Source organism: Cupriavidus sp. MPR-AND1C (genome assembly GCF_058809705.1).
The window spans coordinates 1-14,633 of the sequence record NZ_JBXASU010000136.1 but is presented as its reverse complement, the minus strand read 5'-3'; the positions used below and the strand labels follow the sequence as shown (position 1 = coordinate 14,633).

Genomic DNA, 14,633 nt, shown 5'->3' with positions numbered 1-14,633 from the left:
GTTTGGTACAGCACGGTTGGCGGCGTCGCGCGGTAGTTTGGGGGATTTTTCGCAGGAATGCGGGCAACGAAATGCGGCTTGCTGCGATGCTTGACTTCGCAATCGATTATGCCACAGCGATAGCGCGCGACCGGGCCGTGGCCGGCCTGCGCGGCGGCGCAAATGTAATGTGATTGGCGAAAGGGGGATTTCGCCGATGGCGAAAAGGGGGAATGGCGGGGGTCTTCTCTCGCTCGCCCGCCAGGCGGGTGAGCGGGAGAAAATCCGGACTCAACCGCCCAGGTAAGCGCTCTTGATGCGGTCGTTGGCCAGCAGATTGGCGCCGGTGTCCGCCAGCACCACGCGCCCCGTCTCCAGCACATAGCCGCGATCCGCCACGCCCAGCGCCTTGTTGGCGTTCTGCTCGACCAGGAACACTGTGACGCCCTCGTCACGAATGGTCCGGATGATGTCGAAGATCTGCGCGATCACCAGCGGTGCCAGGCCGAGCGTCGGCTCGTCCAGCAACAGCAGGCGGGGCCGGCTCATCAGCGCGCGGCCGATGGCCAGCATCTGCTGCTCGCCGCCGGACATGGTGCCGGCGCGTTGCGTGGAGCGCTGCTTGAGCCGTGGGAAGAGCTTGTAGACGTGCTCGACGCCCGCCTCGATCTCGTCGCGCTTGCCGAAGAAGGCGCCCATCTTCAGGTTGTCCAGCACCGTCAGGCTGGGAAACACGCGCCGCCCCTCCGGCGAGATCGCCATGCCGAGGCGCATGATCTCGTGCGTGGGACGGCGCGTGATGTCCTGCCCTTCAAACATCACACGCCCGCTCGAGGCGCGCGGCGAGCCGCACACGGTCATCATCAGCGTGGTCTTGCCAGCGCCGTTGCTGCCGATCAGCGTGACGATCTCGCCCTTGTTCACCTCAATCGATACGCCAGACAGCGCTTCGATCGCGCCGTAATGGGTATGGACTTGTTCCAGCTTCAGCATCAGTCCTCTCCCAGGTAAGCCTTGATCACGCGCGGGTCGTTGCGCACTTCGGCCGGTTTGCCGACCAGGATCGGGCGGCCGTGTTCCATCACCAGGATGCGGTCGGACACGCCCATCACCAGGCTCATGTCATGCTCGATCAGCAGCACCGAGATCTTGTGCTCGCGCCGCAACTGGTCAATCAGCTGCGACAGCTCGACCTTTTCCTGCGGGTTGAGGCCGGCAGCCGGCTCGTCGAGCATCAGCAGGCGCGGATTGGTGATCATGCAGCGCGCGATTTCCAGCCGGCGCTGGTGGCCATACGACAGCGTGCCCGCTTCGCGGTTGGCCACGCCACGCAGACCCATGCGCTCGAGCCACAGCGCGGCGCGCTCCAGCGCCTCGCGCTCGGCGCGGCGATAGGCCGGCGTGGCGAACAGCCCGCGCAACAGGCCGGAGCGCACCTGCAAGTGTTGCGCCACCAGCAGGTTCTCCACCACCGTCAACTGCTTGAACAAGCGGATGTTCTGGAAGGTGCGCACCAGCCCGCGGCGAGCCACCTGGTGGCTCGGCAGGCGGGCGATGGAATGCCCGTCCAGCATGACCTCGCCGGCGGTGGGCTTGTAGAAGCCGCCCACGCAGTTGAACACGGTGGTCTTGCCCGCGCCGTTGGGGCCGATGATGGCGAAGACCTCGTCGCGGCGCACATCGAAATCGATGCCGTCGACCGCCAGCAGGCCGCCGAAGCGCATCTGCAGACCGGAGACTTTCAGCAGTTCCGCTGATTGAACTTGGCTCATTGCGGCAACTCCACGTGGGGGCGGCTCGCGGGCAGCAGGCCCTGCGGACGCCACATCATCATCAGCACCATCACCAGGCCGAAAATCAGCATGCGGTATTCGGCGAAGCCGCGCGCCATTTCCGGCAACGCCGTCAGCAGGATGGCGGCCAGGATCACGCCCAGCTGCGAACCCATGCCGCCCAGCACCACCACCGCCAGGATCAGCGCGGACTCGATAAAGGTGAACGATTCGGGATTGACCAGGCCCTGGCGCGCGGCGAAGAAGGCGCCGCCCAGGCCGGCAAACGCCGCGCCCAGCGTGAATGCCGACAGCTTGATGCGGGTCGGGTTCAGGCCGAGTGAGCGGCAGGCGATTTCGTCCTCGCGCAAGGCTTCCCATGCGCGGCCCATCGGCATGCGGATCAGCCGGCTGGTGACGAACAGCGTGAAGCCCACCAGCAGAAGCGCCAGCAGGTAGAGGAAGATCACCATGTGCTCGCCGCTGTAGTCCCAGCCCAGCAACTCATGAAAGGTCTTGACGCCTTCCACGCTAGCGCTGCGCGCCATCTCGATGCCGAACACGGTCGGCTTCGGGATGCCCGACACGCCATCCGGTCCACCGGTGAGGCTGGTCAGGTTGTTGAGCAGCAGGCGAATGATTTCGCCGAAGCCCAGCGTGACGATGGCCAGGTAGTCGCCGCGCAGCCTCAGCACCGGAAAACCCAGCACGAAGCCAAACAGCGCCGACATGCCGGCAGCGATCGGCAGGCACTCCCAGAAGGTCAGGCCGAAGTACTGGTTGAGCAGCGCGTAGGTGTAGCCGCCGACCGCGTAGAAGCCGACGTAGCCCAGGTCGAGCAGGCCGGCATAGCCCACCACGATGTTCAGGCCGAGGCCCAGGATCACGTAGATCAGCGCCAGCGTGGCCACGTCCACCGCGCCGCGCGAACTGAAGAACGGGAACACCAGGCCAACCGCCAGCAGCAGCCAGATCACCTTGCGCTGCTGGGTCGCGCCCAGCGCGGGCAGGCTCGGCACCTTGATGCCGGCCGTGGCGCGCTGGAACAGCGGCTTGAAGAGCTGGAACAGGAAGACCGCGCCCACTGCCAGCCACACCGGCTGCCAGTGCGGCTCGAGCACGACCTTGTAGCCGTCGAGCTTCAACTGCAGCCCCAGCACGGGAATGGTCAGGATGGCCGTCATCACGGCCGCGACGATGGCGTTCTTCAGGGTCTGCCCTGCCGGCGCGCCCTGCGTCATGCCGATTGGCGTAGAAATAGCTTGTGTCATAGCGTCCTCACACCTTTTCAACGTCAGGCTTGCCCAGCAGCCCGGTCGGGCGGAACAGCAGGATCAGCACCAGCAGGCCGAACGCCACCACGTCCTTGTACTCGGCAGGCATATAGCCGGAAGCAAAGGTCTCGGCCAGGCCCAGCAGCACGCCACCGAGCATGGCGCCCGGGATGCTGCCGATGCCGCCCAGCACGGCCGCGGTGAAGGCCTTGATGCCCGCCACGAAGCCGATATACGGGTTGAGCTTGCCGATGGTCAGGCCGATCAGCACGCCGCCCACCGCCGCCAGCATCGCGCCCAGCACGAAGGTGAAGGAGATCACGCGGTTGGTGTCGATGCCGAGCAGGTTGGCCATGCGCATGTCCTCGGCGCAGGCACGGCAGGCGCGGCCCATGCGCGAGTGGCCGATGAACAGCGTCAGCGCGAGCATCAGCACCAGCGTGACGCCGACGATCAGCAGGCGCGAGTACGGTACGGTCACGGTGAAATCGCTGCCCATCTGGAACTCGATGGCGCCGGAGATCAGCACCGGCACGGACATGTCGCGCGCGCCCTGCCCGATCTGCACATAGTTCTGCAGGAAAATCGACATGCCGATGGCGGAGATCAGCGGCACCAGCCGCGGTCCGCCGCGCAAGGGGCGGTACGCTACCCGCTCCACGGCGAAACCATACAAACCGGTGACCAGGACGGACACCAGCAAGGCGGCGCCCAGCACCAGCGGCAGCGGATAGCCCGCGCTCGCGCCGATGGCGGTGAGCGTCACCAGGCCCACGTAGGCGCCGATCATGTAGATCTCGCCGTGGGCAAAATTGATCATGCCGATGATGCCGTAGACCATGGTGTAGCCAATGGCGATCAGCGCATAGATCGCACCCAGCGTCAGGCCATTGACCAGTTGCTGGGTAAACTGTGGAAGGAACTCGTTCATGCGGGAAGCCCCATAACTTTGAAGCTGGAGAAGCCGGCGTTGCAGGAGGTGCGCAAGCGCCGGGCCGGCTCCGTAATGCCGGATATGCCCAGGCCCCGGGCGCGGCGGATAAACCGCGCCGGCCGGGCAACCGGACCCCGATACCAAAACGCCCCGCTCAAGCCATGAGCGGGGCGCGCAAAGCCAATGTGCGGCTTAGTTGGCAGCGGTCTTGGTGGCGTCCTTGTGCCAGGTAAACACAACGAACTTGAACGACTTCAGGTCGCCCTGCGCGTCGTACTCGACCTTGCCGATCGGAGTCTGGAAGGCGCTCTTGTGCATGTACGCGGCAACCTTGGTCGGGTCGGTGCTCTTGGCGCCGGCGATGGCGTCGCCAATGATCTGGACCGCGGCGTAGGCCGGCATCTGGAACGGACCGTTGGCGTCACGCTTCTTGTCGGCGAAGGCCTTGACCAGCGCGGCGTTGGACGGATCGGCGGAGAAGTCGGCCGGCAGCGTGACCAGCATGCCTTCCGAAGACGCGCCGGCGATGGCCGTCACGTCCTTGTTGCCCACGCCTTCAGGACCCATGAAGGTCGCCTTGACGCCCTGCTCGCGCGCCTGGCGCAGCAGCAGGCCCATTTCCGGGTGATAGCCGCCGAAGTAGACGAAGTCCACGCCTTGCGACTTGAGCTTGGTAATGACGGCGGAGTAGTCCGAATCGCCGGCGTTCACGCCTTCGAACACAGCCACGGGGATCTTGGCCGCTTCCAGGTCCTTCTTCACCGACGAGGCAATGCCCTGGCCGTACGACTGCTTGTCGTGCAGGATCGCGACCTTCTTGGGCTTGATCTTGGTGATGATGTACTGGGCAGCGGCCGGGCCTTGCTGGTCGTCACGGCCGATGGTGCGGAAGATGAACTTGCGCTTCTTGTTTTCGGTCAGCTGCGGCGCGGTGGCCGACGGCGTCACCATGACGATGCCTTCGTTCTCGTAGATGTCCGAAGCCGGGATGGTCGAGCCCGAGCACACGTGGCCGATCACGTAATGGATCTTCTGGCTGACGATCTTGTTGGCTACCGCCACGGCCTGCTTCGGTTCGCAGGCGTCGTCCATCATCACCACTTCGAACTTGTTGCCGCCCGCGCCGCCGGCGGCATTGATCTGCTCGATGGCGGTCAGCGCACCCGCCTTGACCATGTCGCCATACTGGGCAACCGAGCCGCTCATGGGGCCGGCAATGGCAATCTTGATGGTTTCAGCGTTGGCAGCGGCGCCCAAAGCGCACAGGGCCGTGGCCAGGGAGATGGACGTAAGACGGGACAGCGTCATTCAGGAGCTCCTCGATTATGGTTGGGTCATGGGCTGAGACGGCATGACCTGCGCAATCGAACAACACCCGCGAGCTAAAACCTGGGAAAGACGCCCGAGACGCGGAAGACGGGCCTGCAGATAAGAAGCGTGTGCGGGGCCCGGCATGTGTCAGCCCTCCTGTGCAATCGATGCAATGGAAGACCTTGGTTCGGAAAGACAACGTTGATGCGTTCTCTATTGCGCAGGTGATTCGCCTGCCCCGCTCGCCTCAACGCAGTCCGGAAGGGTGGCCCGGCTGCTGTCGGCAAAGCAGCCCGCATTATAGGGTCAAATTCCGCGCCGGATGGCACATTTGCACAACAAATGAGGATCTTAATGGTAGTAACACAGCACAAAGCGTCGGAAATTGGCGTTATCGCCACGTTTCACGCAATAAATCTTTTGCGCCGCACAAGCGCTGCCAGACCTGGAGGACAAGGCCTTGGCAGGGCCGGTGCGTTCGGTATTGCTGCGCCGCCCCGGCGAGTCGTTTCGCGTCTTGGCTGAAGGCTCCGATCTGCGCCCATGCTGGGCGCACCAACAGCAAAACGCCCCGGCCAAGGCCGGGGCGTTTCATGATGCATGCGGCGCCGTGACTGCCGGCGCCACCTTACCGGGGCATTAACGCGTGCCCATATCCGGCACGTTGCGGCTTGCCGCGCCGTTGAACAGCTGGCGCGGACGGCCGATCTTGTATTCCGGATCGGTGATCATTTCTTCCCACTGCGAGATCCAGCCCGGGGTGCGTGCCAGGGCGAAGATGCAGGTAAACAGCGACGTCGGGATGCCGAGTGCGCGTTGCACGATGCCCGAGTAGAAGTCGACGTTCGGGTACAGCTTGCGGCTGACGAAGTACTCGTCTTCCAGCGCGATCTTCTCCAGTTCCATGGCGAGCTTGAACAGCGGGTCGTTGTGCAGGCCCAGTTCGTTCAGCACTTCATAGCAGGTTTCGCGCATCAGCTTGGCACGCGGATCGTAGTTCTTGTACACGCGGTGGCCAAAGCCCATCAGGCGCACGCCCGAGTTCTTGTCCTTGACCTGCTTGATGAACTCGGTGATGTTGTCGACGCTGCCGATTTCCTCAAGCATCTTGAGGGCGGCTTCGTTGGCGCCACCGTGAGCCGGGCCCCACAGGCAAGCCACGCCGGCAGCGATGGCGGCGAACGGGTTGGTACCCGAGGAGCCAGCCAGGCGCACCGTGGAGGTGGATGCGTTCTGCTCGTGGTCCGCGTGCAGGATGAAGATGCGGTCGAGCGCGCGCTCGAGCACCGGGTTCACCTTGTACGGAGCGCACGGCGTGGAGAACATCATCTGCATGAAGTTGCCCGAGTAGGACAGGTCGTTCTGCGGATAGATGTACGGCTGGCCGATGTTGTACTTGTAGGCCATGGCGACCAGGGTCGGCATCTTGGCGATCAGGCGGATCGCGGAGATTTCGCGCTGGTGCGGATCATCGATGTCCATGGCGTCGTGGTAGAACGCGCTCATGGCGCCCACCAGGCCCGTCAGGACGGCCATCGGATGGGCATCGCGGCGGAAGCCGCGCAGGAAGAACTGCATCTGCTCGTGAACCATGGTGTGGTTCATCACGGCGCCCACGAATTCTTCCTTCTGCTTGGCATTGGGCAGTTCGCCCTTGAGCAGCAGGTAGCAGGTTTCCAGGTGGTCGCACTTGGTGGCCAGCTGCTCGATCGGGTAGCCGCGGTACAGCAGCTCGCCCTTGTCCCCGTCGATGTAGGTGATCTTCGAATTGCACGAAGCCGTCGACATGAAACCGGGGTCATAGGTGAACTTGCCGGTCTGTCCGTACAGCTTGCGAATATCGATTACGTCGGGGCCAACGGTACCCGTATAAATCGGCAGCTCAACGCTGGGGGAACCATCGGAAAACGATAGCGTGGCTTTCACATCGGACGGCGTCATGTCGGTTCCTTCTAATGCTGACTAATAATGTTGACGAAACTCAGACCGAACGCAGCAGGGCAATCACGTGCTGCATCGGGGGCGTGTCGAGCTCACCGTCCAACTCCTTGCGCGCAAGAAGCAGGTCCATCAACTCGTTGTCGCTCAGCTCGAAGAGTTCGGAGAGCGAGGCCACGTCCTGGTCGGAGAGGCTTTCTTCGTAACGGTTGAAAAAACGTTCGACGATGATGTCGTTCTCCAGGAGGCCGCGCCGCGCGCGCCAGCGCAGTCGTGCACGCCGGTGCGGGTCGGCCTGGTGGGAGAAACTGGGGGAAACACTTTCGGTCATAGGTACCTACTTCCGGCGCGCCGGTCGGGTATGCAGTTTGATAGCCCGGACTGACGCGCCGCTTACAACAACCGCGCAGGATCAGACCGAGCGGCGAACCATCAGCTCTTTGATCTTGCCGATGGCCTTGGTCGGGTTCAACCCCTTCGGGCAAACATCGACGCAGTTCATGATGCTGTGGCAACGGAACAGGCGGTACGGGTCGTTCAGGTCGTCCAGGCGCTGGCTGGTCGCCTGGTCGCGGCTGTCCGCGATAAAGCGATAGGCTTGCAGCAGGCCGGCCGGGCCGACGAACTTGTCCGGGTTCCACCAGAACGACGGGCACGACGTCGAGCAGCTTGCGCACAAGATGCACTCATACAGGCCGTCCAGCTCGTCGCGTTCCTCGGGCGACTGCAGGCGCTCTTTCTCGGGCGGCGGCTCGTCGTTGATGAGGTACGGCTTGATCGAGTTGTACTGCTTGAAGAACTGCGTCATGTCGACGATCAGGTCGCGCACCACCGGCAGGCCGGGCAGCGGACGCAAGACGATGCGTTCCGGCAGCTCAAGCATGTTGGTCAGGCAGGCCAGACCGTTCTTGCCGTTGATGTTCATCGCGTCCGAACCGCACACGCCTTCGCGGCACGAGCGGCGGAACGAGATGGTTTCGTCCAGCTTCTTCAGCTTGACCAGCGCGTCCAGCAGCATGCGCTCATGACCGTCGAGCTCGACCTCGTACGTTTGCATGCGGGGGGCCGCATCCTTGTCCGGGTCGTAGCGGTAGACTTCGAAAATACGCTTCATTTCTGTGGGTCCTGTGGGTCCTACGCGGTGCTTAGAAGGTCCGGGCCTTGGGGGGAACGCTTTCCACCGTCAGCGGGTTCATCTTCACCGGCTTGTAGTCGAGGCGGTTGCCTTCGCTGTAGAACAGCGTGTGCTTGAGCCAGCTCTCGTCGTCGCGATTCGGGAAGTCGCTGTGCGCGTGCGCACCGCGGGATTCCTTGCGGGCAGCTGCCGAAATCATGGTGGCCTTGGCCACTTCCACCAGGTTGGCCACTTCCAGGGCTTCCACCAGCGCGGTGTTGAAGACCTTGGACTTGTCCTTCAGATGGATGTTGTCAGCACGTTCGGCCACTTCGAGGATGCGCTCGACGCCTTCGTCCATCAGCTTCTGCGTACGGAACACGCCCGCATGCGACTGCATGTTCTTGCGGATGTCGTTGGCCACGTCCTGGGTGTATTCACCCGACGACGACGATTGCAGCTTGGCCAGGCGCGACATGGCGCGGTCGGCAGCATCGGCCGGCAGCGGCTTGTGCTCCTTCTGCTTGATCGAGGTCGCCGCGATGTGGTTGCCGGCCGCGCGGCCGAACACCACCAGGTCCAGCAGCGAGTTGGTGCCCAGGCGGTTGGCGCCGTGCACCGACACGCAGGAGCATTCGCCGATCGCGTAGAAACCATTGATGACTTCGTTGGGGTTGCCGTTCTTCGGCGCCACCACCTGGCCATTGATGTTGGTCGGGATACCGCCCATCTGGTAATGGATGGTCGGCACCACCGGGATCGGTTCCTTGATCGCGTCGACGTTGGCGAACTTGACACCGATCTCGCGGATCGACGGCAGGCGCTTCATGATGGTGTCGGCCCCGACGTGCGTCAGGTCCAGCAGCACATAGTCGCCGTTCGGGCCACAACCGCGGCCTTCCTTGATTTCCTGGTCCATCGAGCGCGAGACGAAGTCGCGCGGCGCCAGATCCTTCAGCGTCGGCGCATAGCGCTCCATGAAGCGTTCGCCGTCCTTGTTACGCAGGATGCCGCCTTCCCCGCGCACGCCTTCGGTGATCAGCACGCCCGCGCCGGCCACGCCAGTCGGGTGGAACTGCCAGAACTCCATGTCTTCCAGCGGCACGCCTGCGCGCGCTGCCATGCCCAGGCCGTCACCGGTGTTGATGAAGGCATTGGTCGACGCGGCATAGATACGGCCGGCGCCACCGGTGGCGAACAGCGTGGTCTTGGCCTCGAGGATGTAGACCTCGCCGGTTTCCATTTCCAGCGCGGTCACGCCCAGCACATCGCCGTCGGCGTCGCGGATCAGGTCCAGCGCCATCCACTCGACGAAGAAGTGTGTCTTGGCGCGCACATTGCGCTGGTACAGCGTGTGCAGCAGTGCGTGGCCGGTACGGTCGGCAGCCGCGCAAGCGCGCTGGACCGGCTTCTCGCCGTAGTTCGACGTATGGCCGCCGAACGGACGCTGGTAGATGGTGCCGTCGGCGTTACGGTCGAACGGCATGCCGAAGTGCTCGAGTTCGTAGACGACCTTGGGAGCTTCACGGCACATGAATTCGATTGCGTCCTGGTCGCCCAGCCAATCGGAACCCTTGATGGTGTCGTAGAAGTGATAGTGCCAGTTGTCCTCGCTCATGTTGCCGAGCGAAGCGCCAATGCCACCCTGCGCCGCCACGGTGTGCGAGCGCGTCGGGAAAACCTTGGAGAGCACGGCTACATTCAGGCCGGCTTCCGCGAGCTGGAGGGATGCGCGCATCCCAGCGCCGCCCGCCCCGACGATGACCACGTCGAAGCGACGACGCGGCAATCCTGTCTTGACTGCGACCATTTATTACACCCTCCAGAGAATCTGAGCTGCGTAGCCCGCACAACCGACGAGCCACAGAATCGTAAGAACTTGCAGCACGAGGCGCACGGCCATCGGCTTCACATAGTCCATCCAGATGTCGCGCACGCCAATCCAGGCGTGATACAGCAGCGACAGGATGGTGAGGAACGTGATGATCTTCATCCACTGGTTGGAGAAGAGACCCGCCCACGCTTCGTAGGAAGCGCCGTTCGAGAGCAGGAAGGCGACTGCCAGCACGATGGTGAAGACCACCATGATGACAGCGGTGACGCGCTGCGCGAGCCAGTCTTTGAGACCGTAGTGCGCACCGACGACCAGACGCTTGGGACCGATATTATTATTTGCCACGTTGACTCTCTCCTCAGAACAGGCCGAACAGCTTCAGGCCGAACACAGCGGTGAGCAACAGGCTGATGACCAGCACGGCAACAGCGGACTTCGCCGAAGCGGGCTTGGTCACGCCAACGTGCACGTCGAGCAGCAGGAAACGGATGCCGGCGCAGAAGTGGTGCAGGTAACCCCAGATCAGAGCCAGCAGAACCAGCTTGACGAAGCCACCGGACAGAAGCGCCGAGAACTTTGCGAAGCTCAGTTCGGAAGTGACGCTCTGCTCGAAGAGATACAGGATGAAAGGAAGGAGGAGGAACATCAGAGCGCCGCTTGCGCGATGCAGGATGGACACCTTGCCGGCCCAGGGCAACCTGTAACGCGCCAGCTGCGTCACATGGATGTTCCGGAACTCCGGCCTGGCTTGTTTGGCTTCAGCCATTGCTAGACCCCATTTGCGATAAACAAAAAACGAAACTTCTGAGCGCCCTGGATGCAAATGGATGCAGCCGGAGCAAATCCCGATAATTTTAGCGCCTTTGTTGCGCGGCGCACCAATAATTTTCAGCTATCGCGCACCAACATGGCGTGCCCGACAATCGCACGCAACCATGCCGCGAGTGATCACCCCTGCTTTACGCAACAGCGGCGGCTGCCGTGGCTGCAACAGCAATAATCGACATGGATTGCATTCCGGCGTATCAGCTCAAATCGTTCTGATAATAGTGCCGGGTGGTTACATACAAGCCGCGGCGGACTTCGACGGGCCGGTCGCCATAGGTGAAAGAGACACGCTCGACAGACAAGAGCGGCGTGCCAGCGTCCACGGACAACAGTGACGCGGTGGCCTGGTCGGCGGCCACCGCGCGGATTTTTTCGGTCGCCCGGATCATGCGCGTGCCGAACTCGGCCTCGAACAGCGCATACATCGGGCCCTTCCATTCGGTCAGCTTCTCAGCCGTCAGGCCCTTGAAGTTGGTGCCCAGCAGCCAGATTTCGTCCAGCACGGTCGGCTCGCCGGAGAAAAACAGCACGCGGCGGATCTGCACCACACCATCGCCGGTGCGGATATCGAGAAGGCGTGCGATTTCGGCCGGCGCGCGCAGGCGCTTGCATTCCAGCACCTGGCTGGCCCCATAATGGGGCTCGCCCTCGTCGGGCACCAGGCGCAGGAAGCGGAACTTCACCCCATCTTCGTGGTGTGTCGTGACAAAGGTGCCCTTGCCCTGGCGGCGCGCCACCAGGTTCTCGGCGGCGAGCTCGTCGATGGCCTTGCGCACCGTGCCCTGGCTGACCTTGTAGCGGGCCGCCAGGTCCATTTCACTGGGGATCATGTCGCCGGGCTTCCATTCGCCGGACTGCAGGCTCTGCGTGATGAGCGCCTTGATCTGCTGGTAGAGTGGGCTGAATGTTGGCGAGGCCGCCGCCGCGGACGGCTGCGTCCCGGCGCCGGACGTAGCGGCACCGTTATCCTGCACTGCAGCAACGGCAGTGCCGGCGAGGGACGGGGGCAGGGATGACATAGGCGAATTTCACCACAAAACGAGGAAGCGCGTCCACCCCGTCATCAAATGTCTTATGTCTTATATAAGACATATGAATTGACAACACAAATGGGCAGGCCTACACTCCCGCAGGTTTCACGCCGACACCCGCTCTGGATACGGCACCCCTCTTCGCAGTAGACTTACGCTTTGTCGCACCCCATGACCCGTTGTGGCTCCCTCCAGTCGGTATCGCTAGCAGCGCGCCGGCGGATTGCCGCTTGCCGCCGTGGCGACAAACCCGCAACCGGTGACATCCGGGCTACCTCCCGGCCAGGCACCGACCAGTTTCCCCCTCTTCTTGTTTGGAGAATTACTCATGGCTAAAGCCCCAATGCGCGTCGCAGTCACCGGCGCCGCTGGCCAGATCGGCTACTCCCTGCTGTTCCGCATCGCCAATGGCGACATGCTTGGCAAAGACCAGCCGGTCATCCTCCAATTGCTCGACCTCCCGCAAGCCCAGGCCGCCGTCAAGGGCGTGGTGATGGAACTGGAAGATTGCGCATTCCCGTTGCTGGCCGGCGTGGTGATCACCGATGACCCCAAGGTCGCGTTCAAGGACGCCAACGTTGCGCTGCTGGTCGGTGCCCGTCCGCGTAGCAAGGGCATGGAGCGCAAGGACCTGCTCGAAGCCAACGCACAGATCTTCACGGTGCAAGGCAAGGCGCTGGACGAAGTCGCCGCCCGCGACATCAAGGTGCTGGTGGTCGGCAACCCGGCCAACACCAACGCCTACATCGCGATGAAGTCGGCTCCGAGCCTGCCCAAGGAGAACTTCACCGCCATGCTGCGCCTGGATCACAATCGTGCCCTGTCGCAAATCGCCGCCAAGACCGGCAAGCCGGTTGCGTCGATCGAGAAGATGTTCGTCTGGGGCAACCACAGCCCGACCATGTATGCCGACTACCGCTACGCGACCGTCGACGGCCAGAGCGTCAAGGACCTGATCAACGACCACGCCTGGAACAACGACGTGTTCCTGCCGACCGTTGGCAAGCGCGGCGCCGCCATCATCGAGGCCCGTGGCCTGTCGTCGGCAGCTTCGGCCGCCAACGCTGCCATCGACCACGTGCATGACTGGGTCCTGGGCTCGAACGGCAAGTGGGTCACCATGGGCATCCCGTCGGACGGTTCGTACGGCATCCCCGAAGACACCATGTTCGGCTTCCCGGTGACCACCGCCAACGGCAAGTACGAAATGATCAAGGGCCTCGAAGTCGACGCCTACAGCCAGGAAAAGATCAATATCACGCTCAAGGAACTGGAAGAAGAGCGTGCCGGCGTGCAGCACCTGCTCGGCTGATCCAGGATCCAGGCAGCGCCAATGACCAGACCGGAGCCTCGCATCGATTCACGAATCGGCGCAGGCTCCGGTTTTTGCATTCTGGCGCCCCGCCCCTGCCTCCCTCAACCGCTATTCGATTGAATAAAGTGCATCCTTCCGAGGTCTTGTTCCAGGGCGAAGCCATTCCGACGCAACTGCCGGTCTGCGACCACTATGCCGGCAACGAAAAGCTGATGTTGAAATCGCTTGCCCTGCAGCAAGAGCTTGGGCCCGTCTTCGACATCACCTTCGACTGCGAAGACGGCGCCGCCGTCGGGCTGGAGCGCGAGCACGCCGAGTTGTGCGCACGCCTCATCAACAGCCCGCAAAACCACTTCAACCGCGTGGGCGTGCGCATCCATGACCCGGCGCACCCCTGCTGGCGCCAGGACATCGACATCCTGGTGGGCAGCGCCGGCGCCCGGCTGGCCTATGTGGTGGTGCCCAAGGTGACCGATGTGGTCGAGGTCGCGCGCGTCACCGACCACATGAACCAGGCGGCCCGCGCCGCGGGTATCGCACGGCACATCCCCATTCATGTGCTGATAGAGACGCATGCCGCATTGGACCAGGTATTCGACATCGCCCGCCTCGTGCAGGTGGAATGCCTCAGCTTCGGGCTGATGGATTTCGTTTCCGCCCACCACGGTGCCATCCCGGGCGACGCCATGCGCTCGCCGCAGCAGTTCGAGCACCCGCTGATCCGGCGCGCCATGCTGGAGATCTCGGCCGCCTGCCATCGGTACGGCAAGGTGCCCTCGCATAACGTCAGCACGGATATCGAGCAGCCATTCCGCGCCGGAGACGATGCCCTGCGCGCCCGGGCCGAATTCGGCTACCTGCGCAAGTGGAGCATTCACCCGAGCCAGATCCAGCCGATCGTGGCGGCCTTCCGCCCCAGCGGCACGGAGATTGGCGCGTCCAGCGAGATCCTGCTGGCCGCCTACGAGAACAACTGGGCGCCGATCCGCCACCAGGGCCAGTTGCACGACCGCGCCAGCTACCGGTATTACTGGTCGCTGCTGCAGCGGGCGCACGCCACCGGTGCTGATTTGCCCGGCACGGTGCTCGAACGCTTCTTTGCATGAGCGTTGCCTGGTGTACGCCAGGCGATGACCACGGTGTGCCACAGGAGCGACCCCGCGCTTGGCTCGGGTAAGAGACCAGACAGGAGACACGATGTCAGAGCAGCAGCCAGTCCCGCAGAACGCCCCGAAGCCGAAGAAATCCGTCGCCCTGTCGGGCGTGACCGCCGGCAACACCGCGCTGTGCACGGTCGGCCGTA

General features: G+C 63.3%; 14 protein-coding genes. 2 read left to right on the top strand and 12 right to left on the bottom strand.

Annotation, left to right across the window (positions count from 1 at the left end):
* Positions 1-270 precede the first annotated feature (270 nt).
* From AC1RWI_RS35880 to AC1RWI_RS35825, 12 genes are all read right to left on the bottom strand, one after another.
* Positions 271-972: an ABC transporter ATP-binding protein gene (locus AC1RWI_RS35880; RefSeq protein WP_043348012.1), complete on the bottom strand. Its 702-nt coding sequence runs from the start codon at positions 970-972 to the stop codon at positions 271-273.
* Entirely contained in the window at positions 972-1,751 is a 780-nt protein-coding gene (gene livG / locus AC1RWI_RS35875) for a high-affinity branched-chain amino acid ABC transporter ATP-binding protein LivG (protein WP_043348014.1), read from the bottom strand. Before livG ends, AC1RWI_RS35880 begins: the two co-directional genes overlap by 1 nt.
* The gene (locus tag AC1RWI_RS35870; RefSeq protein ID WP_043348016.1) at positions 1,748-3,022 is read right to left on the bottom strand and encodes a high-affinity branched-chain amino acid ABC transporter permease LivM; all 1,275 of its coding nucleotides are present in this window, start codon (positions 3,020-3,022) and stop codon (positions 1,748-1,750) included. Before AC1RWI_RS35870 ends, livG begins: the two co-directional genes overlap by 4 nt.
* Positions 3,023-3,029: 7 nt before the next feature.
* Positions 3,030-3,956, bottom strand: a complete 927-nt coding sequence (gene livH / locus AC1RWI_RS35865) for a high-affinity branched-chain amino acid ABC transporter permease LivH (RefSeq protein WP_043348021.1) — start codon at positions 3,954-3,956, stop codon at positions 3,030-3,032.
* A 195-nt stretch (positions 3,957-4,151) separates the two neighbouring features.
* Positions 4,152-5,267, bottom strand: coding sequence for a branched-chain amino acid ABC transporter substrate-binding protein (locus AC1RWI_RS35860; RefSeq protein WP_492870690.1), 1,116 nt, complete (start codon positions 5,265-5,267; stop codon positions 4,152-4,154).
* Positions 5,268-5,909: 642 nt separating this feature from the next.
* Positions 5,910-7,211, bottom strand: a complete 1,302-nt coding sequence (gltA, locus tag AC1RWI_RS35855) for a citrate synthase (protein WP_006161619.1) — start codon at positions 7,209-7,211, stop codon at positions 5,910-5,912.
* Positions 7,212-7,251: 40 nt separating this feature from the next.
* The gene (locus tag AC1RWI_RS35850) at positions 7,252-7,539 is read right to left on the bottom strand and encodes an FAD assembly factor SdhE (protein ID WP_006161620.1); all 288 of its coding nucleotides are present in this window, start codon (positions 7,537-7,539) and stop codon (positions 7,252-7,254) included.
* Between the two features lie 81 nt (positions 7,540-7,620).
* Entirely contained in the window at positions 7,621-8,322 is a 702-nt protein-coding gene (locus tag AC1RWI_RS35845; protein ID WP_043348027.1) for a succinate dehydrogenase iron-sulfur subunit, read from the bottom strand.
* Between the two features lie 31 nt (positions 8,323-8,353).
* Positions 8,354-10,132, bottom strand: a complete 1,779-nt coding sequence (sdhA, locus tag AC1RWI_RS35840; protein WP_043348030.1) for a succinate dehydrogenase flavoprotein subunit — start codon at positions 10,130-10,132, stop codon at positions 8,354-8,356.
* A gap of 3 nt (positions 10,133-10,135) precedes the next feature.
* Complete coding sequence (gene sdhD, locus AC1RWI_RS35835; RefSeq protein WP_043348033.1) at positions 10,136-10,501, bottom strand: succinate dehydrogenase, hydrophobic membrane anchor protein; 366 nt, start codon at positions 10,499-10,501, stop codon at positions 10,136-10,138.
* Between the two features lie 13 nt (positions 10,502-10,514).
* Positions 10,515-10,922, bottom strand: coding sequence for a succinate dehydrogenase, cytochrome b556 subunit (gene sdhC, locus AC1RWI_RS35830; protein WP_043348036.1), 408 nt, complete (start codon positions 10,920-10,922; stop codon positions 10,515-10,517).
* A 259-nt stretch (positions 10,923-11,181) separates the two neighbouring features.
* On the bottom strand, positions 11,182-12,003 hold the full coding sequence (locus AC1RWI_RS35825; RefSeq protein ID WP_043348039.1) for a GntR family transcriptional regulator: 822 nt from the start codon (positions 12,001-12,003) through the stop codon (positions 11,182-11,184).
* 340 nt (positions 12,004-12,343) lie between these two features.
* On the opposite strand from AC1RWI_RS35825, the gene AC1RWI_RS35820 reads away from it, so the two are divergent.
* A complete protein-coding gene (locus tag AC1RWI_RS35820) occupies positions 12,344-13,327 on the top strand; it encodes a malate dehydrogenase (protein WP_043348041.1) in 984 nt (327 codons plus the stop codon).
* A gap of 128 nt (positions 13,328-13,455) precedes the next feature.
* Entirely contained in the window at positions 13,456-14,436 is a 981-nt protein-coding gene (locus AC1RWI_RS35815; RefSeq protein WP_043348044.1) for an HpcH/HpaI aldolase/citrate lyase family protein, read from the top strand.
* The last annotated feature ends 197 nt before the right edge of the window (positions 14,437-14,633 follow it).